Raw genomic sequence first — 20,983 nt, forward strand, 5'->3', positions numbered from 1 at the left:
TGGGGTCGTGGGTGCTGATTCGCACCCGGCCAGCACCACCGCCGGCACCGTCACGATCACACTCGGGACGAAACCGGCCACACCATCAGCACGGCCCAGGATGCGGTCGGCGAGAATGTCCGAACGCAGCTGCGCCTGCGTGCGCGACTCCGTGTCGCTGCGTGCCGCGCGGGCCGCCTGATCGATCACGTCATGAATCGCCAACGCATCCACCGCCGACAGATGATGATGGAGGGTCGCCATGCCATCACGCTCAGCATCCACCCACACCGCACGCTCCTCACGCGCCAGCACCGCACGGCGGGTGATCGACTCAGGGTGATGCACCTCACGCAACCGACGGGCCGCGTCGTCGAAGCGGGCCGGGTTCTTCTCCCGCGCCTGCGGCAGAACGGCGTGCTCGAACGCACCACGCGTCTCCACCGGCAGAGAGCCGGCGTGCACCACCACCGAACGGGCATGGGCGTAGGACACCTCACCCGCCTCGAGCGCAGTGAGCGTCGAAGGCAGATCCTCCACCAGCGTCTCCGCATCCGCGATCAGACGCGACACCGCCCCCTCCGAACGCCGAGACGCACACGCGATTTCGGCCCGCAACGACCGCCTCGCCCACTCCCGCGCCTTCGGCGTCAGACCACCCTGCAGCAGTTCCGCCCGAGACTCCGCCAACCCCACCGCCCGCGCCAACCGGCGCGCCTGACGGGCCTGCAGCTTCGCAATCTCCCGGTCATCCCGCACGAACCCCGCCACCTCATCCGAGATCGCCCGCGCGAGCGCATCCAACCGGGTGGCCCCGGGAGTAGATCCGAACGTCGTCTTCATGAGGTTTATTCAACCAGCAGCCACCGACACCGGGCCCCGCCGCAGCAGACCACCCGACACGACCCTGCGGTAACGTTATCTCGTGAGTGACGTGAGGAAGCAGCCCACGTTGCACGACGTGGCCAGACTGGCAGGCTTCTCCACGTCGACCACCGCCCGCGCCCTCGGCAACTACGGCCGGATCGCCGAGACCACGCGCGAGAAGGTGCGCGCCGCCGCCGACGAGCTCGGCTACCGAGCCAACCCGCTCGCCCGCAGCATGATCACGGGCAAGACCAAGACCATCGGCGTGGTCTGCGCCGACCTCAGCAGCCCCTTCTTCGCCGAGGCTCTCCGCGGCATCAGCGACGTGGCCAAGGGCCGCGGCTACGACATCCTGATCGTCAACACCGACGAGGACGTCGCCTCAGAACGCGACGCCGTCGCACTGCTCCGCGACCGCCACGTCGACGGCGTGATCGTCTCCCCCGCCGACGTGCGCCAGGTCGGCCACCTCGCCGCCCTGCAGACCCCCGAACGCGCCCTCGTGCTGCTCGACCGCTCGAGCGCCGCCCTCGACGCCGACTCCGTGACCGTCGACGACGTGAGCGCCATGACGGATGCCGTGGGCCGGCTGCTCGACGCCGGCCACCGCCACATCGGCATCGTCACCGAGCTGCGGATCGAACGCGAGGCCGACTGGCAGTCACTGCTCGGCGACCTCGACCACTCCGAGCGCCGCGAACTCAACCCGAGCTCCCGCCGACTGCTCGGCTACCTCCGCGCACACCGTGAGCACGACATCCCGATCGACCCCGCCCTCGTCGCCCGCACCGGCGCCACCTCCGTCGACTCCGCCCGCAGCGCCACCACCCGGCTGCTCGACCAGCGCGCACAGACCGGGATGACCGCCGTGGTCACCGTCGACAACACCACCTCCGTGGGCGCCTACGGAGCGATCCGCGACCACGGGCTGCGGGTTCCGGACGACCTCTCGTTCATCGCCTTCGACAACCTCGACTGGACGACCCTCGTGCAGCCCGCCGTGTCGGTGATCGAACAGCCCGTCTACGCCCTCGGCAGCCGCGCCGCCGAAGTGCTCCTCGACCGCCTCGACGGCACCCGCGACACCCCGGGCGAGGAGATCCTCCTCGACACCCGCTTCATCGAACGCGAGTCGATCCGCGCGGTGCAGCAGGTCTGACCGGCCGGGGAGTCAGGCCGGGGAGCCCGGCCGGGGAGTCAGGCCGGCGAATCCGCCCACGCGTCGAACTCGGCACGGTTCGCCTCGAGCCCCAGCTCGATGCGGCCGGCGAGCGGATGCACGAGGTAGCGGTAGCGCACCGAATCGTCGGCATCGAGACCTGTCGCCTCCACCACCCAGCCGGCACCCACGAGCGCTGCAGTGGCGACCTCGACATCGGCCACCCAATAGCTGAGATGGTGCACCGCCAGAACACCCGGCCCCGCCACGACCGGCACGAAGACGCTCCCGGATGCGGCCGAGATCACCTTGATCCGCGGCTCCCCACCGACCGCCGCCGCATACGACACCGGATGCTCACCCACCCGACCGTCGGCCGCCTCCAGCCGGGCGACAGGCCGGGTGACACTGCTCCACCGCACCCCGGCCGCCGCGAACACCGCGAGCGTGCCCTCGAAGTCATCGGTCACGAACGCGATGTGCCCGACCGGACCGAGCAAGACGGGATCGGCGACCCTGGGACCGCCCGCATCTGCACCCGCGCCGCTCACGCGATCCCGAGCCCGTAGTCGCGCCCCGACACCCACTCGTCCCAGGCGTGCTGCGTGTGCCGGGCACCCAACTCCAGACGGATGCCACCCGGCGCGATCAGATACGCGAAGCGGACGCGACCCTCCACGTCGTCGCCGCTGGCCTCGAGCTCGTAGCCCTCGGCACGGAGGCGCGCGATGTCGCCCTCGAGGTCGTCGCTCCAGTAGGCGAGGTGGTGCAGCGCCTGGCCGCGTGAGAGCTCGGTCGACCAGAGGCCCGACCCCGCCTGGATGAGCTCCCAGTCGGGCGACTCCCCCGAGGTCGCCGCCCACCGCACCCGAGCGGTCTCGAGTGCACGGGCATCCGGAGCCGCCGAGGAACCCGGAGCACCCGGGCGGTCACCGAGCACGACCGTCACCTCCTGCTCCTGCACCGAGGTGAAGGAGTGCCCGAGCGTCGCCCCGAGGTCGCGTGCCGTGGCGTCGAGATCGTCCACGACGATCCCGACGTGCCACAGCGCACCGAGCACCGAGGTCACCGAGTGGCCTCCGACACCACGGCGGCAGCACCCACCCCACCGGCGACCTCCGCCGCCCGTCCCGCATCGAACCCGTACTCCGCCACCGCCGCCGCCGGCGAGATGAACCCCGCCCGCAGGTCGGCCTCCACCGCCTCGACCGGCCGATCCTCCACCGGCCCGAACCCGCCGCCGCCACCGGCCCGCAGGCTCACGACCTCGCCGGACTGCGCCACACCCTTGCCCTTCGACCGCAGGGCGTGCTCCACGCCGTCGCCATCGATGAGGTGCAGCGAGGCGACCGCGCCCGAGTCCCCACCGTGCAGGCCCGTGGGCGGGAACGACGGGTTCGTCTGCTCCGCCTCCGACAGGAAGTGCAGCGGCTTCTCCGAGACGTTCCGGTAGTCGGCCCGGATGCCGAGGCCCCCGCGCTGCGCTCCCGCTCCACCCGAGTCGGTGATGAGCTCGTAGCGCTCGACCCGCAGCTCGTAGCTGGTCTCGATGATCTCCGCGGGGATGAGGGCGCAGTTGCCCATGTGCACGTCCATCGCGTTCGATCCGTCGCGGAAGCGGTTGCCGCCGGCACCGCCCGCGACGTTCGCGAGCAGCACGGCGCCGTCGCCCGACTTCGGCGAGCGCGACTCGCAGACGAGCACGGGCCAGCCCACGAACCACTCGGCGCTCGCCCGATCCGGAGCCGCGAAGGCCAGAGCCTTCGTGACGATCGAGGCGAGGCGCTGCGAAGCGAGGTGCCGGTCGCCGACCGCCGCAGGGAACACCGGGTTCACGGCGGTGCCCTCGGGCGCGATGATCGACACGGGCGCGAGCGAGCCCTCGTTGAACGAGACGTCCGGCGGCATGAGGCACTTCACCGAGTAGTGCACCACCGAACGCAGGGTGGAGTTCGGGATGTTCATGCCGCCCGCCATCTGCGGCGCACTGCCGGTGAAGTCGAACGTGATCGCCTCGCCCTCGACGATCACGGCCACCCGCATGAGCACGGGCTCATCCAGCCGGATGCCGTCGTTGTCGAGCCAGCCTTCGGCCTCGTAGCGGCCGTCGGCGAGCTTGCCGATCTCTCGCGACGTGCGATAGGCCGTGCTGTCGAACAGGTCGGCGATGGCGTCGGCGAGCACGGGCGAGCCGTACTTCGCCGCGAGCTCCGCGAACCGCCTCGCCCCCGAGCGGCCGGCGGCGATCTGCGCCCGCAGGTCACCGAGGTTCTGCGAGGGGTGCCGCACGTTGGCCGTGATGATGTCGTGCAGGTTCTGCTCGCGCACCCCTCGCACCTCGTACTTGAGAGCGGGCAGCAGCACGCCCTCCTCGTAGGCCGACTCGGACTGCGCGGCCGCGGTGCCCGCGATCCGGCCGCCCCAGTCGGCGTGGTGTGCGATGACGCCGGTGAACCCGATGAGCGTCTCCTCGGCGTCGAAGACCGGCACGAACATGTTCATGTCGTTTGTCTGGCACGCGCCCATGTAGGGGTGGTTGTTGAGGAGGACGTCGCCCGGGTGGATGTCGTCGCCCCACTTCTCGATGCACGCCTGCAGTGCCGGCGCCATCGACGCCAGCAGCGTCGGGATGTCGAGGGCCGCGGCGACCATGCGCCCCTCGGCGTCGAAGACGGCGCAGGAGTAGTCGCGCATGTCCTTGACCACGACGCTCAGGGCCGTGCGGCGGAGCGCATTGCCCATCTCCTCGGCGATGGTCTCGAGGGCATTGCGCACGACCTCGGTGGTGATGGGATCGGTGCGGCGTTCCGGCGGGGTCGAGACCGGGGCTGCCGTGGCGAGGGTGCTCACGCGGAGACCTCCTTGTTGTAGGTGAGGACGAGGTTGCCACCCGGGTCGACGACGCCGGAGACGTTCGGCGTGACCACCGTGGTCGCCTCCCGCTCCTCGACGATCGCGGGGCCCTGGAAGACGGCGCCGGGCGCGAGGTTCTCGCGCTCATAGACGGGGGTGTCGTTCCACCCGGTCTCGCGGAAGTAGACCGGCCGGCTGGAGTCGGGCGAGGCGGATGCGGCCGGCGCGGCGCCGGCCGTCCCGGTCTCGGGCCGCTGCAGGGTGCCGACGGCCTCGATCCCGATCGAGTAGAGCTCGACCTTCTCGGAGGCGTCGCTGTGGCCGAACTCGAACAGGTGCCGCTCGTGGAAGCGGGCCACCGCATCCTCGAGCGCCGCGTCGTCGATCGGGGCGTCGCCGATCACGACCTCCACGTCGTTGTCCTGCCAGGCGTAGCGGAACCGCGCCACCCGCAGGTGCGTCGTGCTCTGCACGCCCGCGGAGGCGAGGCGCTCCTCGGCCTGCACGATGAGCCCGGCGCAGATGGCCTCGACCTCGGCGGCCGAAGTGCTCTCCATGCCCACGTCGACGAGGGTGAAGAAGTCGTACTTCACGTCGGAGCCCGAGAGCCCGACCGCCGAGAAGGTGCCGGGGTTCAACGGCACGATGACGCCGGCCACATCGACGATGGCGCCGACGCTGAGGGCGTGCATGGGACCTGCGCCACCGAACGGCAGCAGGTGGAAGTCGCGCGGGTCGTGCCCGCGGTTGACGCTCACCACGCGGGCACCGCGCGCCATGACGGCGTCGGCGACCTCGAGGATGCCGGCGGCCGCTTCGGCGAGCTCCATGCCGAGCGGCTCGGCCACGTGCACGCGGATGGCCTCGCGCGCCGCGTCGATGTCGAGATCCATCTCGCCGCCGAGGAAGCGCTTCGGGTCGATCCGGCCGAGCACGAGCTGCGCATCCGTCGTGGTCGGCCGCGTGCCACCGCGCCCGTAGCAGGCGGGGCCGGGCACCGCGCCCGCGCTCTCCGGGCCCACCCGCAGCGCGCCGGACTCGTCGACCCTGGCGAGCGAGCCGCCGCCGGATCCGATGGTGTGGATGGCGAACTGCGGCACGAGCAGGGGCCGGCCCTCGAACTCGGTCTCGCGCTCGAGGGCCGCGCGGCCCTCGGCGATGAGCGCGATGTCGGTGGAGGTGCCGCCCATGTCGAACGTGATGAGGTCGGCGTACTCGGGCTGCTCGGCCACCCGGGTGGCGGCGAGGACACCGGCCGCCGGTCCCGAGAGCACCATGCGGTGAGCGTTGACCGAGGCCTCCTCTGCCGTCATGGTGCCGCCGTTGGACTGCATCACGAACATCGGGGCGGTGACCCCGACATCGTGCAGCCCGTCGAGGATACCCGCCATGTAGCGGGCCACGAGGGGCTGAAGGGCCGCCGAGACGACGGTCGTGCTGGCCCGCTGGTACTCCTTGATCTCGGGCGCCACGGCACTCGAGATGGCGACCGACAGGCCCGGGATCGCCTCGCGGAGCGCATCGGCGATGCGCTGCTCGTGCTCGGCGTTGCGGAAGCTGAAGAGCAGGGCGATGCCCACCGCCTCCACTCCGGATGCCTTGACGCTCTCGACCACCGAGGCGATCGACTCGTCCGAGAGCGGGGTGACGACCCCACCCAGCCGGTCGACGCGCTCGGCGGCCTCGAACACGAGCTCGCGCGGCACGTACGGCTTCACCTTGGGCGCGGCGAGGTTGAAGAGGTCTGGACGCATCTGCGTGCCGATCTCGAGCATGTCGCGGAAGCCCTTGGTCACCACGAGGGCCGTGCGCGGGAGCTTGGACTCCAGCAGCGCGTTCGTGGCCACCGTCGAGCCGTGGGCGAAGACGCTGAGCGCCGACACGTCCACACCTCGGGTGCGCTTGATCTGCTCGATGCCGTTCAGGATGCCGATGGAGGCGTCGTGAGGGGTGCTCGGCACCTTCTCCACGACGGTCCGGCCGGACTCTTCGAAGACGACCACGTCGGTGAAGGTTCCTCCGACGTCGATCCCCAGTCGTGCTGTCATCGCTGCGCGTCTCACTTCTCGTCGGGCGTGGTGTAGAAGTACTTGCTGACCTCGGGGTCGTCCATGTTGTCCTTCGTGGCGATCACGGCGTCCAGGAGCGTCTCGCTCTCGGGCTCCTCGCCGTCCAGGATGTAGCCGGCGAGCTCCTCGACCGCGATGCCACCCATGTCGTAGGGCTTCTGCACCACGAGGGCGTTGATGAGACCGCGCTCGAGCAGGTCGACCTCGTCAGGGGCGGCGTCGACGCCGATCACGGCCACGTCGCGGCCGGCCTGCTGCACGCCCTGGGCGGCACCGATGGCGGCGTTCGTCCAGGAGGCGAAGATGGCGTCGAGCTCGGTCTCGCGGGAGAGCAGCGCCGAGGTCTTCTCGACGTTCTCGGCCACGTCGGCGCCGGCGTACTCGTCGCCCGCGTTCTCGATGCCGGAGAACCCGGCGAGCGTCTCGGTCCAGCCCTCGAGCCGCACGTCGACGCTCTGGATGCCGGGGGTGTAGCCCACGTACCCCACGGTGCCCTCGCCGCCGAGGAGCTCCTCGACGTACTCGGCGGCCTGCTCGCCCGCGACCTTGCCGTCGGACTTGACGGTGCCGAGGCGCGCGCTCTCGTCGTTGACGTCGGAGTCGACCGTGATGATCGGGATGCCGGAGTCCATGATGGCCTTCATCGGTGCGACCATCGCATCCGCGTCGAGGGCCGACATGATGATGCCGTCGGGCTGAGTGGCTGCGACCGACTGCAGCAGCTGGGTCTGCGACGCCACGTCGAGCGTGGTGGGGGCCTGCCACGAGAAGTCGATGCCGAGCTCTTCGGCCTTCTCCTCCGCGCCCGTCACGAGCGTGAGGTAGTAGGGGTCGAACTGGTCGTTCAGGAGCATGACGATCTTCAGCGGCTGGTCGCCGGCTGCGTCGGTCGACGACGTCGTCGAGCTCGAGCTGCAGCCGGCGAGGGCCAGTGCGGTGACGGCGAGACCGGTGACCGCGAATGCAGTTTTCTTCATGGCGCTACCTTTCCTTGCTGTTGAGTGGGTGGTGCTGGTGGGCTACTGGGTCGATGGATCACTGGGTCGATGGATCACTGGGCGCTGAGCTTGCGGCGCCGGTACTGGTCGACGGCCACCGCGAGCAGCAGCACGATGCCGACGGCCACGTTCTGCCAGAACGGCTGGAGGCCGAGGATGACGAAGCCGCTCGTGAGGGTGGCGGGGATGAGCGATCCGATGATCGTGCCGCCCATGCCGCCCCGCCCGCCCCAGAGGCTCGTGCCGCCGATGACGACCGCCGTGATGACGTTGAGGGCGATGGCGGAGTAGCCGTTGACCGTGGCGGTCGTGAACCTCGCCACGTCGATCACGGCCACGAGACCGGCGAGCGCCCCGACCAGGGCGTAGACCGCCACGGTGTAGCGGCCCACGTTGATGCCCGCGCGCCGCGCCGACTCGGGGTTCGCGCCGATGGCGTACAGCCGCAGCCCGAACCGGGTGTTCGCGAGCACGATCCAGAGCACGATCACCACGACGGCGGCGATGACGATGGGCCAGGGCACGACGCCGAACATGCGGCCGAGCCCGAACACGGTCTGCAGCTCAGAGGGGGCGCCGCTGACGTTGAGACCGTTGGTCCACACCTGGGCGAGCCCCAGGATGACGGTCATGCTCGCGAGTGTCGCGATGAAGGGCGGGATGCCGGTCTTCACGATGACGGTGCCGTTGAAGACGCCCCAGAGGGTGCCCACCGCGATGCCCGCGAGGGCTCCCCCGACGACCGGACCCCAGAGCGGCCAGCCCAGCCGGTCGGCGCCCTCGAGGGCCGCGGTGGCTCCCGCCATGATCTTCGCGGCCACGACGGCCGAGAACACGATGATGGCGCCGACCGACAGGTCGAGGCCGCCGGCGATGAGGAGGAAGGTCACGCCGGCGCCCAGGATGAGCACCTGGGAGGCGGAGAGGCCGATCCCCTCGAGGTTCGTCTGGGAGAGGAACGATGAGGGCGAGAGCACGGCGAAGACCGCGAAGATGAGCACGAACAGGCCGAGGATGGTGAGGCTCTGCAGGCGGCGCGACTGGGCGATCTTGACGAGCGGGTTGAGGCGCTTCTCGTCGGCGGTCGTGGTCATGACTGGTCCTTCGGGGTGGTCGGGGCATCGGCGTGCGCGCTGGCTGATGCTTCGGCGGTGTCGCCGAGCGAGCGGCCGCCGGTCATGGCCGAGATGAGGTCGGTGGAGGTGACGTCGGCGATGTCGGTCGTCAGCACGTTCTCGCCGAGCCGCAGCACCGTGGCCCGGTCGGCGACCGCGAAGACGTCGGGGAGGTTGTGCGAGACGAGCAGCACCGAGAGACCGCGCTCGTCGCGGAGCCGCCGGATGAGATCGAGCACCGAGGTCGTCTGCGCCACGCCGAGGGCGGCGGTGGGCTCGTCGAGCATGATGAGCGCGGTGCCCCAGAGCGAGGCTCTCGCCACGGCGACCGCCTGGCGCTGGCCGCCCGAGAGCGCCTCGACCTCCACATGGCTCGTGGGGGTGCGCGCACCGAGCTGCTGCAGCTGCTGCACCGCCGCCTCGCTCATGGCCTTCCTGTCGACGAAGCCGAGCTTGCCGAGCAGGCCCTTGCGCATGATCTCGCGACCGAGGAAGAGGTTCTCGCCCGGGCTGAGGCTCGGAGCGAGTGCGAGATCCTGGTAGACGGTCTCGATTCCCGCGGCCTGCGCGTCGGCCGGCTTGGCGAAGTTCTGCTCGACGCCGTTCACCTCGATCGTGCCGTGGTCGTGGGAGACGGCCCCGGCGAGGATCTTCATGAGCGTGGACTTGCCGGCCCCGTTGTCGCCGAGGAGGGCGTGCACCTCAGCGGGCCGCACCTCCAGGTCGACACCACGGAGGGCCTGCACGTGCCGGTAGCTCTTCGTGACGCCGGTCACCTTGAGGGCGGGCACGGCGGCGCCGTTCCGGCTGCCGGATGATGCGGCTGCGGCTGCGGCTGCGGACTCGGATTCAGACATCGTTGGTTTCCTCCCGGTCATGGGCGATGGGCGCGGCGTGGCCGAACGCCCCGTGGTGCAGGCAGACGGCGCTCGCCCACCCGGTCGCCGCCCTGGCGGCTGCGGCGAGGCTCTCGTCGTGCCCGAGTCCGCAGACGAACCGGGCGAGGAACGCGTCTCCGGCGCCCAGGGTGTCGACGGGAGTGATCCGGTCGGCGGGCTCGACGTGCACGTCACCGCCCCGGGCGACGATGGCTCCGCGGGCGCCGCGGGTGACGACCACGATCGAGGGACCGGCATCCTGCACCCTGCGGATGAGGGCGACGGCCTCCTCGTCCGAGAGCGTATCCCGGCTGAAGGCCGCCGCCTCGATGTGCGGCAGCAGGGTTGACGAGTACTCCTCGTCCTTGTACGAGAAGTCGAAGACGAGGGGTGCGAGGCCGGCGAGCTCGGGCACGAGGCCCTCGGTGCCGCTGGAGTAGTTCGTGTAGAGCCAGTCGCTCCCGGCGAGCCGCGCGCGGTCGGTCTCGTCGAGCACGATGCGGGTCGTGCTCGTGGTGAACGACGTGAACACGCGATTGCCCGTGGGGCTGATCGAGACATCCGTGATGGCGTTGGCCTCGTCGGGCCGTCGGCACAGCTCGAGCGAGACGCCCTCCTCGGTGAGGGAACCCGCCACGAGCGCTCCGGCGCCGTCGGAGCCGATCACGCCGAGGTAGAGCGCCTCGCAGCCGAAGCGGCGCGCGTGCACGGCCATGTTGGCCGCACCCCCGCCGGGGTACATCATCCCGGTGCCGTGGTAGCGGTCCACCACGTTGTCACCGACGGTTCCGACCCGCATGACGGCCTAGTACTCGACCTTGTGCATGTACAGGCGGGTGTCGAGGTCGTGCCCGGACGCCGCCTCGAAGTGATCGGCGAGCCGCATCACCACGGAGGCCATGGGGATGTGGCCGACGGCCCCGCGCTGCTCGGGTGCGATGCCCTCGAGCTGGAGCTCGTCGACGTCGATGACCTCGTAGGTGTCGTTGTAGCGGTCGAGGAAGGCGCGCACGCGGTCGACGTGGCCGCGCGTGCCGTCGGCGCCGGCGATGAGGATGAAGGGCTGGTCGTTCTGCGCCATCTCGAACGGGCCGTGGAAGAAGTCGGCGGCGGTGAAGTAGGTCGACTTCTTCCACTGCATCTCGACCAGGTAGCAGACCGAGAGCATGTAGGCGAGGCCCACCATGGGGCCGGCGCCGAGCACGTAGAGGTTGTCGCTCGGGCTGTAGGCCGCGGCGATCGACGAGAGCTTGGAGTCGTAGGCCTCGAGGGCGGCGAGGGTGGCCTCGGGGATGGCATCGAGCGCAGCGCGGGCGCCCGCGATGTCGGCCCCGGCGCCGAAGGCTTCTAGCAGGGAATAGGAGAGCTCGGTGAGCAGCACGTACTTGGCGCTCGTGATGGTGCGGTCGCTGCCGTAGACGAGGTGGAAGGCGGCGGCGCGGCCGAGCGCGTTGTCGGCATCACGGGCGAGCGAGACCACGAAGGCGCCCCGGGCGGCGGCGGCCTCGGCGGCCGCGACGGTCTCGGGGGTGCCGCCGGAGTGGGAGGCCGCGACCACGAGCGTCTTCTCGTCGATCGAGGGCAGGTAGAGGGAGGTGAGCTCGGTGGCGTTGATGTTCTCGGAGGAGAACGGGGTGGGGAGCGACCCGAGCAGCACGTTGGCCGGAACTCCGGAGGCCCAGGAGCCCCCGACGCCCGTGAAGACCACGCGGGTGATGCCGCGGCGGACGGCCTCGGCAGCGATCTCCTGGGTGAGACCGCGCTGGGAGGTGGCGCCGCGCAGCACGGCGACGAGATCGGATTCGATGGGCCGGAGGGCCAGGGATGACGACATGAGAGCAGTTCCTCGAGTGTGTGCGACGGTGCGGACATTCCGTGGGCGGTTCATGTGAGAACGTTCCTACGTTGTGGTGCGACAACGTTCTCATGAAGTGGCCGGATGCACAACGCCTCGTGTTTCGACGAGGTAAATTTCCCAGTAGCCCCACCCCGAACCCAGGAGACCTCCCCATGGACCAGCTCGGCACCACCCCTCCTCCGCTCGCCGGCGTGCTCGTCGCCGACTTCTCCCGCGTGCTCGCCGGTCCGCTCGCCACGATGACCCTCGGCGACCTCGGCGCCCGCGTGATCAAGGTCGAGAGCCCCTCGGGCGACGACACGCGATCCTGGGGCCCGCCCTTCTCCGCCACCGGATCGACCTACTTCGAGGGCGTCAACCGCAACAAGGAGTCGATGACCCTCGACCTCGCCGACGCGGCCGACCTCGAGCTCGCCCGCACGCTCGTGGCACGCGCCGACGTGGTGATCGAGAACTTCCGGCCGGGCGGCATGGCCGCCTTCGGCCTGGGGTACGAAGAGGTCTCGGCGGCGAATCCGCGTGTCGTCTACGTCTCGATCTCGGGCTTCGGCTCGGCGGCCGGATCGGGGATGCTCGGCTACGACTTCATGGTGCAGGCCATGGGCGGGCTCATGCACATCACGGGGGAGGATGGTGGCGACCCGCAGAAGGTCGGGGTCGCCGTGGTCGACGTGCTCACGGCGAAGGATGCGGTGGCCGGCATCCTCGCCGCCCTCTACGCCCGCGACCGGTCGGGCCGCGGAGCCCGGATCGAGGTCAACCTCCTCTCGAGCCTGCAGGGAGCGCTCGCCAACCAGGCGCAGGCGGTGCTCGGAGCGAGCGCGGAACCGCGCCGGCTCGGCAACGTGCACCCGTCGATCAGCCCCTACGAGGCGCTGCGGTGCTCGGACGGGCTCCTCGCGGTGGCCTGCGGCAACGACGGACAGTTCGCGCGGCTGACCGCGTGCCTGGGGGTTCCCGATCTTGCGACCGACCCTCGGTTCGCGAGCAACCCTGAGCGCGTGCGCCACCGCGCGGAGCTCGTGCCCGAGCTCGAGCGGGCGCTCGCCGGGCGCACCTCGGCCGAGTGGGAGGGCGTGCTCACCGCCGCGAAGGTGCCCGCCGGGCGGGTGCGCACGATCGCCGAGGGGCTCGAGCTGGCGGAACGGCTGGGGCTCTCGCCGACGGTGGGCGTCGTCGACGCGCAGGGTGCCGAGACCGGGCGGCAGGTGCGGAGCCCGCTGCAGTGGGAGCCGCCGTTTGAGGCACCGCGGAGCGCGCCGCCGGCGCTGGGGCAGCACGACCGCGCGCTGCGGGAGTGGCTCGAGGGCCTGTAGGCGGGGGCCGAGGTCGGCGCGGCGCGGCTGGAACGCTCGTCGAGTCGGGGTCGCGTTCAGAACGGCAAACCTGCTGGTATCCGGGTCGATATGCGGCTCGGATGCCGGCAGCTTTGCGCTTCTGAACGGGAAACGGCGGCGCCAGGCGGCTCGCGTTGGGTGCTCGGGGGTTAAGGCGCGGCCGGCCCGCCTGCCAGCCCTGCCGCGCGGAGGGCGAGCCAGAGCTCGGCCGCCACGTCGGCGTCGTCGAGGTCGAGGTCGAGGCGCTCGGAGACCGCGGCGATGCGGTTGCGCACCGAGTTGCGGTGCACGCCGAGCTCGCGGGCCGCGCGCTCCCAGTGGCCGCGGTGGCGGAGGTAGCTCACCACGGTGGGCAGCGCCTCGCCCGCGGGGTCGTCCACGAGCTGCTCCCGCCAGCGCGCAGCACGGGAGGTGCCCGACGGGTCGTCCTCCCACGCCAGCCGACCGGGCGCAACCGACCCGGCGAGTCGCAGCATCCGCTCGAGCGCGTGCGGCACCTGCTCGAGCGCCTGGGGCGACCCGAGCACGGCGGAGGCGACGAGGTCGCGTGCGTGGTTGACGTCGGCGCGGGTCGGCGCGGGGGCATCGATGCCGCCGCGCGGCAGGTCCGCCGGCACGAGCGCCACCGCCGTGCCGCGAAGGCGCAGCCACCACGGAGTGCGGGCGAGCACCGCCGCCAGCTGCTGCACCCCCTCGCCCTCGAGGCCCGCCATCGTCGCGGCGAGCGCCGAGCGGGAGGCGAGGGCGGCAGCAGGCGCCCGCACCACGCAGAGCCGCACCTCGTCGGCCGGGGCGCCGAGCCCCTCCTGGCGCGTGACCGCCCGCGCCGCGTCGGTGCGGCCGGCCAGTACGAGACCTGTGACGACCGCGCCCACCCGGTCGTCCGCGTCCCGACGCCGCTCGCGCGCTCCCTCGCACACCCCGAGCAGAGCGGCAGCGGTGAGCAGCACGTGCCGATCGGGCCGCGGCTCGTCGTCGGCCGCCCCCACCGCGAGGAACCCCGCCGAGCGGCGGCCGTCCATCACCGCGTGCCCGATCACCACGTCGCCGTCCTGCGGGAAGGTCGCGCCCGTGTGCGGGCCGAGCGACCGCAGCCGGCCGAGGCCAGCCACGATCCCGGCGAGCTCCGCGGTCGCCGCGGCCGGGCGCACCAGGGCGACCTCGCCATCGAACGAGACGTACGCCGCCCACCCGCCCACCCCTCGCGCGAGCCGGTCGAGCAGCAGACCGGGGTCGTCGTCGGCCGCCGCCTGCGCGAGCGCCGTCTGCACCCGCAGCCGCGACGACAGGTCGGCGAGCTCGAGCCGGCTCACCACCTCCCAGTAGCCACGTGAGATGCGCTGGAACGGCACGCCCGGCGGCACCACGAACAGAGGCAGTCCGGCCGCCCTGCAGGCCTCGGCGAGGCCCGGGTCGACGGCGTCGGTGCCCGCGCCGAGCCCCAGACCGAGGGCCACGACGCCCCGGCCGACCAGCCGGTCGACGTAGGGTCGCGGGTCGGCGGCACCTGCGAGCGGGATGCCCGTGGTGAGCAGCAGCTCGCCGCCCTCGAGATACGGGGTCGGGTCGTCGAGCTCGGAGACGTGCACGCCGCGCACGAGGGGCCGGCCGATCCGACCGGGCTCTGCGAGGCGCAGCTCTGTGGAGAACAGGTGCATGAGCTCCTCGAGGGTGATCCCCCGCGGGCCGGTCTCGGAGCGGTCGACGGTCGTCATGGATGAATCATCCACCGACCACGGCATTTCAGGCGAATTGCACAGCCGCGTTGCCGGCTGCTCGCGCTTATGGTTTCGGCATGTCCTCCGCATCCGAGACCCTCACCGCACCGCGCCTGCCGCAGACCCGACTGCTTCGCACCGAGCTCCCCGGCCCCGTGTCGCAGCGCCTGCACGCCGAGCGTCGCCGGCACGTCTCGAGCGGTTTCGGCATCGCGCTGCCGGTGTTCGTGGAGCGCGCAGACGGAGCCGTGATCGAGGACGTCGATGGCAACCGCATCCTCGATCTCGCCTCGGGCATCGCCGTGACGAGCGTGGGCGCGGCCAACCCGCTCGTGCAGCACGAGGTCGCCGCCCAGCTCGAGCGCTTCACCCACACGTGCTTCATGGTCACCGAGTACGACGGCTTCGTGAAGGTGTGCCGCTGGCTCAACGAGAACACCCCCGGCGACTTCGACAAGCGCACCGCGCTGTTCTCGACCGGCGCCGAGGCGGTGGAGAACGCCGTGAAGATCGCGCGAGCGGCCACCGGGCGCCCCAACGTGCTCGTGTTCGACGAGGCGTACCACGGCCGGTCGCTCCTCACGATGGCGATGACCGCCAAGCCGGCGCCCTACAAGAACGGCTTCGGACCCTTCCCCGAGCACGTCGTGCGCGCGCCCAACGCCGTCGCCCTGCGCTGGCCCGGCGATCCGGAGCGGGTGGCCGAGGAGGCGCTCGCGGAGGTCGAACGGCTGCTCGCCGAGCACGGGCCCGACACCTTCGCCGCCCTCGTGATCGAGCCCATCCAGGGCGAGGGCGGATTCCTCGTACCGGCACCCCGGTTCCTCGCCGGACTCCGCGAGCTCGCCACGCGGCACGGCATCGTCTTCGTCGCCGACGAGATCCAGGCGGGTATGGGCCGCACCGGACGGATGTTCGCGATCGAGCACGAGGGCGTCGTGCCCGACCTCGTCATCAGCGCCAAGGCGCTGGCCGGTGGGCTCCCGCTGAGCGCGGTCACCGGCCGGGCCGAGATCATGGATGCGCCCGCGGTGGGCGGGCTCGGCGGCACCTATGCCGGCAACCCGCTCGCGTGCGCCGCGGCCCTCGGGGTCTTCCAGGCCTTCGAGGCGAGCGACCTGCTTGGCCGTGCCCTCGCCATCGAGCAGACGGTGAGGGCGGCGCTCGAACCGCACACCGGGCCGGCGTCGGTGGTGGCGGAGGTGCGCGGACGGGGCGCGATGATGGCCGTGGAGTTCGCCCAGCCGTGGACCCTCGAGCCGCTGCCCCAGCTCGCTCAGGCCGTGGCGGCCGACTGCCTCGCCCAGGGCGTGCTCGTGCTCGTCTGCGGCACCCACGGCAACGTGGTGCGACTGCTTCCTCCCCTCGTGATCGAGGATGCGCTGCTCGACGACGGCCTCGCGGTGCTCACCGCCGCCATCGCCGAGGCGCAGCAGCGGTTCCTGGGGGCGCACGCGTGAGCCTCGCTGTCCGCCAGGACGAGTCGGCCGCCGCGTCGCCCGCCGCCGAGGCGAGCTACGATCCGGCCACGGGGGAGATCCGCGGATCGGTGGCGCACACGCCGGCCGCCCGGGTCGACGCTCTGCTCGAAGCGGCCGCGCTGGCCGCCCCCGCGCTCGCCTCCTCCTCCCCCGCCGAGCGCTCGGTCTGGATCGAGGCCGCCTCGGCCGCTGTGCTCGAGCACACCGACGAGCTCGTGGCGATCGCCGAGGAGGAGACCCGGCTGGGGCTCCCCCGCCTCACCGGCGAGCTCGAGCGCGCGGCTGCCCAGGCCCGCTTCTACGCCGGCGTCGCCCTCGAGGGCTCCTACCTCGACGTGTGCCTCGACGAGGCCCCGGCCGGCTCGCTCGCGCGCTGGAACGTGCCGCTCGGGCCGGTCGCGGTGTTCGGGGCGAGCAACTTCCCCTTCGGCTTCGGTGTCTTCGGGCACGACGTCGCCTCGGCGCTGGCGGCCGGATGCCCCGTGGTCGTGAAGGCGCATCCGGCGCACCCCAGACTGAGTGCAGCCATCGCCGAGGTCGTCGGCACGGCGTTATCGGCGGCCGGAGCTCCGGAAGGTGCCCACGCACTCGTCGTGGGCTTCGACGCCGGACTGCAGATCGTCGACGACCCCCGCATCGCAGTCGTCTGCTTCACCGGCAGCCAGGCCGGCGGCATGGCCCTCGTGGAACGGGCCGCGCGACGCGGGGTGCCCGTGTTCGCCGAGATGGGCACCGTCAATCCGGTGTTCGTGAGCCCGGCGGCCGAGGGCCGACGCGACGAGATCGCGGCCGGATTCGTGGGCTCCTACACCCTCGGTGCCGGTCAGTTCTGCACGAAGCCCGGCCTGCTGCTCGCGCCCGCCGGCCAGGGGTACGCGGCCGCCATCCGATCGGTACTCGACGGAGTCGCTCCGGCGCCGCTGCTCACCGAGGCGATCGCCGCGCGGTTCAGCGAGACCGCCGCGAGGCTGCAGGCGACCGTCGGCGCAGACGTCCCTGTCGCCGAGCCGCCGTCCGGGTTCACCGTCGCGCCGGCGCTCGTGACTGCGCGGATCAGCGATCTCACCGAGGGCTCGCCGCTCCTCGAGGAGTGCTTCGGCCCGGTCGCCGTGGTCGCCGAGTACGAGTCGGTCGACGAGGCCCTCGAGGCGCTCGCCCGCCTGCAGCCCTCGCTCGCGGCCTCGGTGTTCACGTCGGGCGATCCGGAGCGCGACGATCCCGGCGCCGCCTCCGCCGTCCGCAGCCTCATCCCCCGGGTCGGCCGCGTCGCGGTCGACGCCTGGCCGACGGGAGTCATCGGCACCTGGGCCCAGCAGCACGGCGGCCCCTGGCCCGCCACCTCGCGCCCCGAGGCCACGAGTGTCGGCGCCGGCGCGCTCGACCGCTTCCTCCGGCCCGTCACGGTGCAGAATGCGAGAGCAGGATTGATCCCGGCGTTCGTCAGCCGTGAGAATCCCTGGAGCATCCCCCTGCGCATCGACGGCCGCCTGCACCTGCCCCACCCCGCATCCGCGCTCGAAACGGAGACCACCCCATGAGCACCACCCCCAGCAGCACCCCCGCTCCCTCACGCGGCGCCGCCGGCCTCGACGTGGCCGACCTGCTCGAGCTCGACGCCCTGCTCACGCCGGAGGAGATCGCCACCCGCGACAGCGTGCGCGCCTTCGTCGATGCCGAGGTGCGCCCGAACATCTCCCGCTGGTTCGACGAGGCGGTCTTCCCGCGCGAGCTCGTGCCCGAGATGGGCCGGCTGGGCCTTCTCGGCATGCACATCACGGGCTACGGATGCGCAGGGCGAGGTGCGGTGGAGTACGGTCTCGCGGCGCTCGAGATGGAGGCGGGCGACTCAGGGCTCCGCACCTTCATGAGCGTGCAGGGCTCGCTCGCCATGAGCGCGATCAACAAGCACGGCAGCGAGGAGCAGAAGCAGCGGTGGCTCCCCGGCATGGCCACGGGCGAGACCATCGGATGCTTCGGGCTGACCGAGCCGGCCGCGGGCTCCGATCCGGGCTCGATGAGCACGTTCGCGCGCCGTGACGGCGACGACTGGGTGATCTCGGGCTCGAAGCGGTGGATCGGGCTCGCCTCGATCGCCGACGTCGCGATCATCTGGGCGGCGACCGACGAGGGCATCCGCGGTTTCATCGTGCCGACCTCCACCCCGGGTTTCACGGCCACCGCCATTCCGGCGAAGCTCTCGATGCGGGCGTCGATCCAGTGCGACATCGAGCTCGACGAGGTGCGGGTGCCGGCCGACGCGCTGCTGCCCGGTGCCCGCGGGCTCCGCGGCCCGTTCGAGTGCCTCAACGAGGCCCGCTACGGCATCTCGTGGGGAGTGCTCGGCGCCGCCCGCGACTCCTACCTCACGGCCCTCGACTATGCCCGCGACCGCACGGTGTTCTCGCGGTCGCTCGCGAGCTTCCAGCTCACGCAGCAGAAGCTCGCCGAGATGGCGCTCGAGCTCACCAAGGGGCAGCTGCTCGCGCTCCGTCTCGGACGACTCAAGGAGCAGGGGTCGCTGAAGCCCCACCAGATCTCGCTCGGCAAGCTCAACAACTGCCGCGAGGCCATCCGCATCGCCCAGACGGCGCGCACGATCCTCGGCGGCAACGGCATCACCACCGAGTTCTCGCCCATGCGGCACGCCGCGAACCTCGAGAGCGTGCGCACCTACGAGGGCACCGACGAGGTGCACCTGCTCGTGATCGGCGACGCCGTCACGGGGATGCCCGCGTTCCGCTGAGCAGTGCTCGAGCTGCCGTGAACCGACGGCCGATGCTCGGCTGAGCAACGCTCGAGTCGCACCCCGGGGCCCTCGCGTTTAGGCTCGTTGCGTGAACCACGAGCATCTTCCCCGCGGGCGCGCGAGCCTCGAGGTGCTGCGCGCCGAAGCGGCCGACGAGCTCGACACGATCGTGCACGAGCGGCTGCTCGCGGGCGAGGATCCGTGGGAGTTCATGGAGGAGCTGCCGACCGTCGACGAGCTCGTCGTCTACCTGCTGCGGGCCGACACCATCAACGAGAACGGCGGCCAGCGGCCCAACGCCGCGCGCAACTACCGGGTGCTCCGCCAGATCGCGCTCGAGCATCCGGCGCTCACCCGCACGGTGTGGCGCGTGATCGGCGACGATTCTCTGGGAGTTGTCGCAAAGCTCCCGCACCCGGGGTTGTGACCTCTGGCCGCAGCGGCGAGGGTGGATGACTTCTGATCGCTACCCGGAAAGGAGAGCTCATGCTCACCCTCACCGAAAACGCCGCAGTCGTCGTCACCAACCTCGCCGACAAGGTGCTCGACGCGCAGGTCGACGAGGGCGGCTCGGTGCGGTTCTCCCTGGCGCAGGCGGTCTAGCGCCGGCACACAGAGTTCTTCGACGGGATCCGTCGCACCGGCCTTCGGGCAGGGCGGCGGATCTCGTGGCTTAAGCCGTGCGGGCGTGTGCCCGCCCGTTCAGGAGCGGCGGAAGGCGCCGACGAGTCTTTGCCAAGCGCTCGGCTTCGATGCGGCGATGGGGCCGCCGAACTCAGAGCCTCCGGCGAGCTCGTGCACCTGCATCTGCACGTGTTCCGTCAGAAGCACCGTCGACGCCTCGGGGCGCACGGCGTCACCGCCGGCCATGGACGGGCGGCCGCGGGCGATCCAGTCGAGGTAGGCGGCATACGGATCGGAGCCGGGCTCCGTGAGGCCCACGGGAACAGGCGCGGGGCTCGCCCGGCGATAGTTCTGTCGGCCCATCGGTACACCTTCCTCCCAGAATCGTCCTCCGAGAGCGGATGCAGCGCATCCCCCGTCGGATTTCGTTACCAGTTCGTTTCATGTGGACAGCACGTTCGAATCGTGCGTTCGCATGAAAGGAGGTCTAGGCAGCGCGGCTGCCGGCGAGCTCGTCGTGGCGCTGGTCGCGCTGGGCGTCGTGTCGGCGGTCGGAGGGAAGCACGCCGTCTCCGGAGCAGTCGCCGCAGAGGTCGACGACGTCGTCGAAGAAGGACTGGCGAGGGTCGGCGCCCGACCCGTCGCATCGTTCACACGTGTCAAAGATGTTCATGCGCCCATTGTGCGCGGCACCACCGACATCGGGCGGTGCCACGCCGGGCGCACGGGCTTGTCCAGCATCCGCTGAGGCAGGATGGAGGCATGGACGACGACTGGCAGGCCCGCGCCGACGCACTGTGGGAGCGCTTCGACGAATTCGAGCCCGAGGCGTTCGTGGAGGCCATGCGACAGCTCGTGGCCGAGCTCCCGGCGGGCTCGGCGGTCGGTGCGTTCGAGCTCGCGGGTGCCTACGACTCGACGGGCGGCACCGACCGAGCCGTTCCCCTCTATCGCGAGGCTCTCTCGCGCACCGCCGAAGTCGCCGGTTCCGGCGAGCGCGCCACCGCCCTCGACGCATCGCAGCGTCGTCAGGCCACGATCCAGCTCGCGAGCTCGCTACGTGCCCTCGGTCACGTCGACGAGAGCATCGAGCTCCTCAGCGCCGAACGCGCGGCCGCCTCCGACGAACTCGACGACGCGGTCACCGGATTCCTCGCCCTGGCCCTCGTGCACGCCGGCCGCGAGCGCGAGGCCGCGGCCCTCACGCTCACGGCGCTGGCCGCGCACCTCCCTCGCTATCGTCGTTCTCTGACCGCCTACGCCACGGAACTCTGATCGCGCGGTTCTGACGACACATGGGG

The 20,983-nt window shown here is 71.5% G+C and carries 20 protein-coding genes; 7 read left to right on the forward strand and 13 right to left on the reverse strand.

The window, feature by feature from the left end:
• Positions 1-822, reverse strand: an 822-nt coding sequence (locus N1028_RS19140) for a DUF222 domain-containing protein (RefSeq protein WP_259531126.1), incomplete at its 3' end; no start/stop codon positions are given.
• Positions 823-904: 82 nt separating this feature from the next.
• Here N1028_RS19140 and N1028_RS19145 point away from each other — a divergent pair.
• A complete protein-coding gene (locus tag N1028_RS19145; RefSeq protein WP_259531127.1) occupies positions 905-2,005 on the forward strand; it encodes a LacI family DNA-binding transcriptional regulator in 1,101 nt (366 codons plus the stop codon).
• Positions 2,006-2,043: 38 nt separating this feature from the next.
• Here the strand turns inward: N1028_RS19145 and N1028_RS19150 are convergent, their stop codons facing one another.
• From N1028_RS19150 to N1028_RS19190, 9 genes are all read right to left on the reverse strand, one after another.
• Positions 2,044-2,475 carry a VOC family protein gene (locus N1028_RS19150; protein WP_259531128.1) on the reverse strand — a complete coding sequence of 144 codons (432 nt, stop codon included), beginning with the start codon at positions 2,473-2,475 and terminating at the stop codon, positions 2,044-2,046.
• 77 nt (positions 2,476-2,552) lie between these two features.
• Positions 2,553-3,074 carry a VOC family protein gene (locus N1028_RS19155; protein WP_259531129.1) on the reverse strand — a complete coding sequence of 174 codons (522 nt, stop codon included), beginning with the start codon at positions 3,072-3,074 and terminating at the stop codon, positions 2,553-2,555.
• Positions 3,071-4,855 (reverse strand): hydantoinase B/oxoprolinase family protein, encoded by a 1,785-nt coding sequence (locus tag N1028_RS19160; protein WP_259531130.1) that lies wholly within the window; start codon positions 4,853-4,855, stop codon positions 3,071-3,073. Before N1028_RS19160 ends, N1028_RS19155 begins: the two co-directional genes overlap by 4 nt.
• Positions 4,852-6,906, reverse strand: coding sequence for a hydantoinase/oxoprolinase family protein (locus N1028_RS19165; RefSeq protein ID WP_259531131.1), 2,055 nt, complete (start codon positions 6,904-6,906; stop codon positions 4,852-4,854). The genes N1028_RS19160 and N1028_RS19165 overlap by 4 nt, the downstream gene beginning before the upstream one ends.
• 11 nt (positions 6,907-6,917) lie before the next feature.
• Positions 6,918-7,904, reverse strand: coding sequence for a substrate-binding domain-containing protein (locus tag N1028_RS19170; protein WP_259531132.1), 987 nt, complete (start codon positions 7,902-7,904; stop codon positions 6,918-6,920).
• A 74-nt stretch (positions 7,905-7,978) separates the two neighbouring features.
• Positions 7,979-9,019, reverse strand: a complete 1,041-nt coding sequence (locus N1028_RS19175) for an ABC transporter permease (RefSeq protein WP_259531133.1) — start codon at positions 9,017-9,019, stop codon at positions 7,979-7,981.
• Positions 9,016-9,897 (reverse strand): ATP-binding cassette domain-containing protein, encoded by an 882-nt coding sequence (locus N1028_RS19180; RefSeq protein WP_259531134.1) that lies wholly within the window; start codon positions 9,895-9,897, stop codon positions 9,016-9,018. The genes N1028_RS19175 and N1028_RS19180 overlap by 4 nt, the downstream gene beginning before the upstream one ends.
• Positions 9,890-10,717, reverse strand: coding sequence for a PfkB family carbohydrate kinase (locus tag N1028_RS19185; protein WP_259531135.1), 828 nt, complete (start codon positions 10,715-10,717; stop codon positions 9,890-9,892). Before N1028_RS19185 ends, N1028_RS19180 begins: the two co-directional genes overlap by 8 nt.
• Positions 10,718-10,723: 6 nt before the next feature.
• On the reverse strand, positions 10,724-11,752 hold the full coding sequence (locus tag N1028_RS19190; protein ID WP_259531137.1) for an SIS domain-containing protein: 1,029 nt from the start codon (positions 11,750-11,752) through the stop codon (positions 10,724-10,726).
• A gap of 176 nt (positions 11,753-11,928) precedes the next feature.
• Here N1028_RS19190 and N1028_RS19195 point away from each other — a divergent pair, with 176 nt between their 5' ends.
• Positions 11,929-13,092, forward strand: coding sequence for a CaiB/BaiF CoA transferase family protein (locus N1028_RS19195; protein ID WP_259531138.1), 1,164 nt, complete (start codon positions 11,929-11,931; stop codon positions 13,090-13,092).
• A gap of 170 nt (positions 13,093-13,262) precedes the next feature.
• Here N1028_RS19195 and N1028_RS19200 read toward each other — a convergent pair whose 3' ends face one another.
• Positions 13,263-14,828: a PucR family transcriptional regulator gene (locus N1028_RS19200; RefSeq protein ID WP_259531139.1), complete on the reverse strand. Its 1,566-nt coding sequence runs from the start codon at positions 14,826-14,828 to the stop codon at positions 13,263-13,265.
• Between the two features lie 80 nt (positions 14,829-14,908).
• On the opposite strand from N1028_RS19200, the gene gabT reads away from it, so the two are divergent.
• From gabT to N1028_RS19220, 4 genes are all read left to right on the forward strand, one after another.
• Complete coding sequence (gabT, locus tag N1028_RS19205; protein ID WP_259531140.1) at positions 14,909-16,291, forward strand: 4-aminobutyrate--2-oxoglutarate transaminase; 1,383 nt, start codon at positions 14,909-14,911, stop codon at positions 16,289-16,291.
• Positions 16,288-17,850, forward strand: coding sequence for an aldehyde dehydrogenase family protein (locus tag N1028_RS19210; RefSeq protein WP_259531141.1), 1,563 nt, complete (start codon positions 16,288-16,290; stop codon positions 17,848-17,850). Before gabT ends, N1028_RS19210 begins: the two co-directional genes overlap by 4 nt.
• Positions 17,847-19,055, forward strand: coding sequence for an acyl-CoA dehydrogenase family protein (locus tag N1028_RS19215; protein ID WP_259531142.1), 1,209 nt, complete (start codon positions 17,847-17,849; stop codon positions 19,053-19,055). The genes N1028_RS19210 and N1028_RS19215 overlap by 4 nt, the downstream gene beginning before the upstream one ends.
• 91 nt (positions 19,056-19,146) lie before the next feature.
• Complete coding sequence (locus tag N1028_RS19220; RefSeq protein WP_259531143.1) at positions 19,147-19,485, forward strand: tryptophan synthase subunit alpha; 339 nt, start codon at positions 19,147-19,149, stop codon at positions 19,483-19,485.
• Between the two features lie 275 nt (positions 19,486-19,760).
• Here the strand turns inward: N1028_RS19220 and N1028_RS19225 are convergent, their stop codons facing one another.
• Positions 19,761-20,045 carry a hypothetical protein gene (locus N1028_RS19225; protein ID WP_259531144.1) on the reverse strand — a complete coding sequence of 95 codons (285 nt, stop codon included), beginning with the start codon at positions 20,043-20,045 and terminating at the stop codon, positions 19,761-19,763.
• 124 nt (positions 20,046-20,169) lie between these two features.
• Entirely contained in the window at positions 20,170-20,355 is a 186-nt protein-coding gene (locus tag N1028_RS19230) for a hypothetical protein (RefSeq protein WP_259531145.1), read from the reverse strand.
• Positions 20,356-20,444: 89 nt separating this feature from the next.
• Between N1028_RS19230 and N1028_RS19235 the strand changes: the two genes are divergently transcribed.
• The gene (locus tag N1028_RS19235; protein WP_259531146.1) at positions 20,445-20,957 is read left to right on the forward strand and encodes a tetratricopeptide repeat protein; all 513 of its coding nucleotides are present in this window, start codon (positions 20,445-20,447) and stop codon (positions 20,955-20,957) included.
• The last annotated feature ends 26 nt before the right edge of the window (positions 20,958-20,983 follow it).

The organism is Herbiconiux oxytropis, from assembly GCF_024979315.1.
GTDB classification, from domain to species: Bacteria; Actinomycetota; Actinomycetes; order Actinomycetales; family Microbacteriaceae; genus Herbiconiux; species Herbiconiux oxytropis.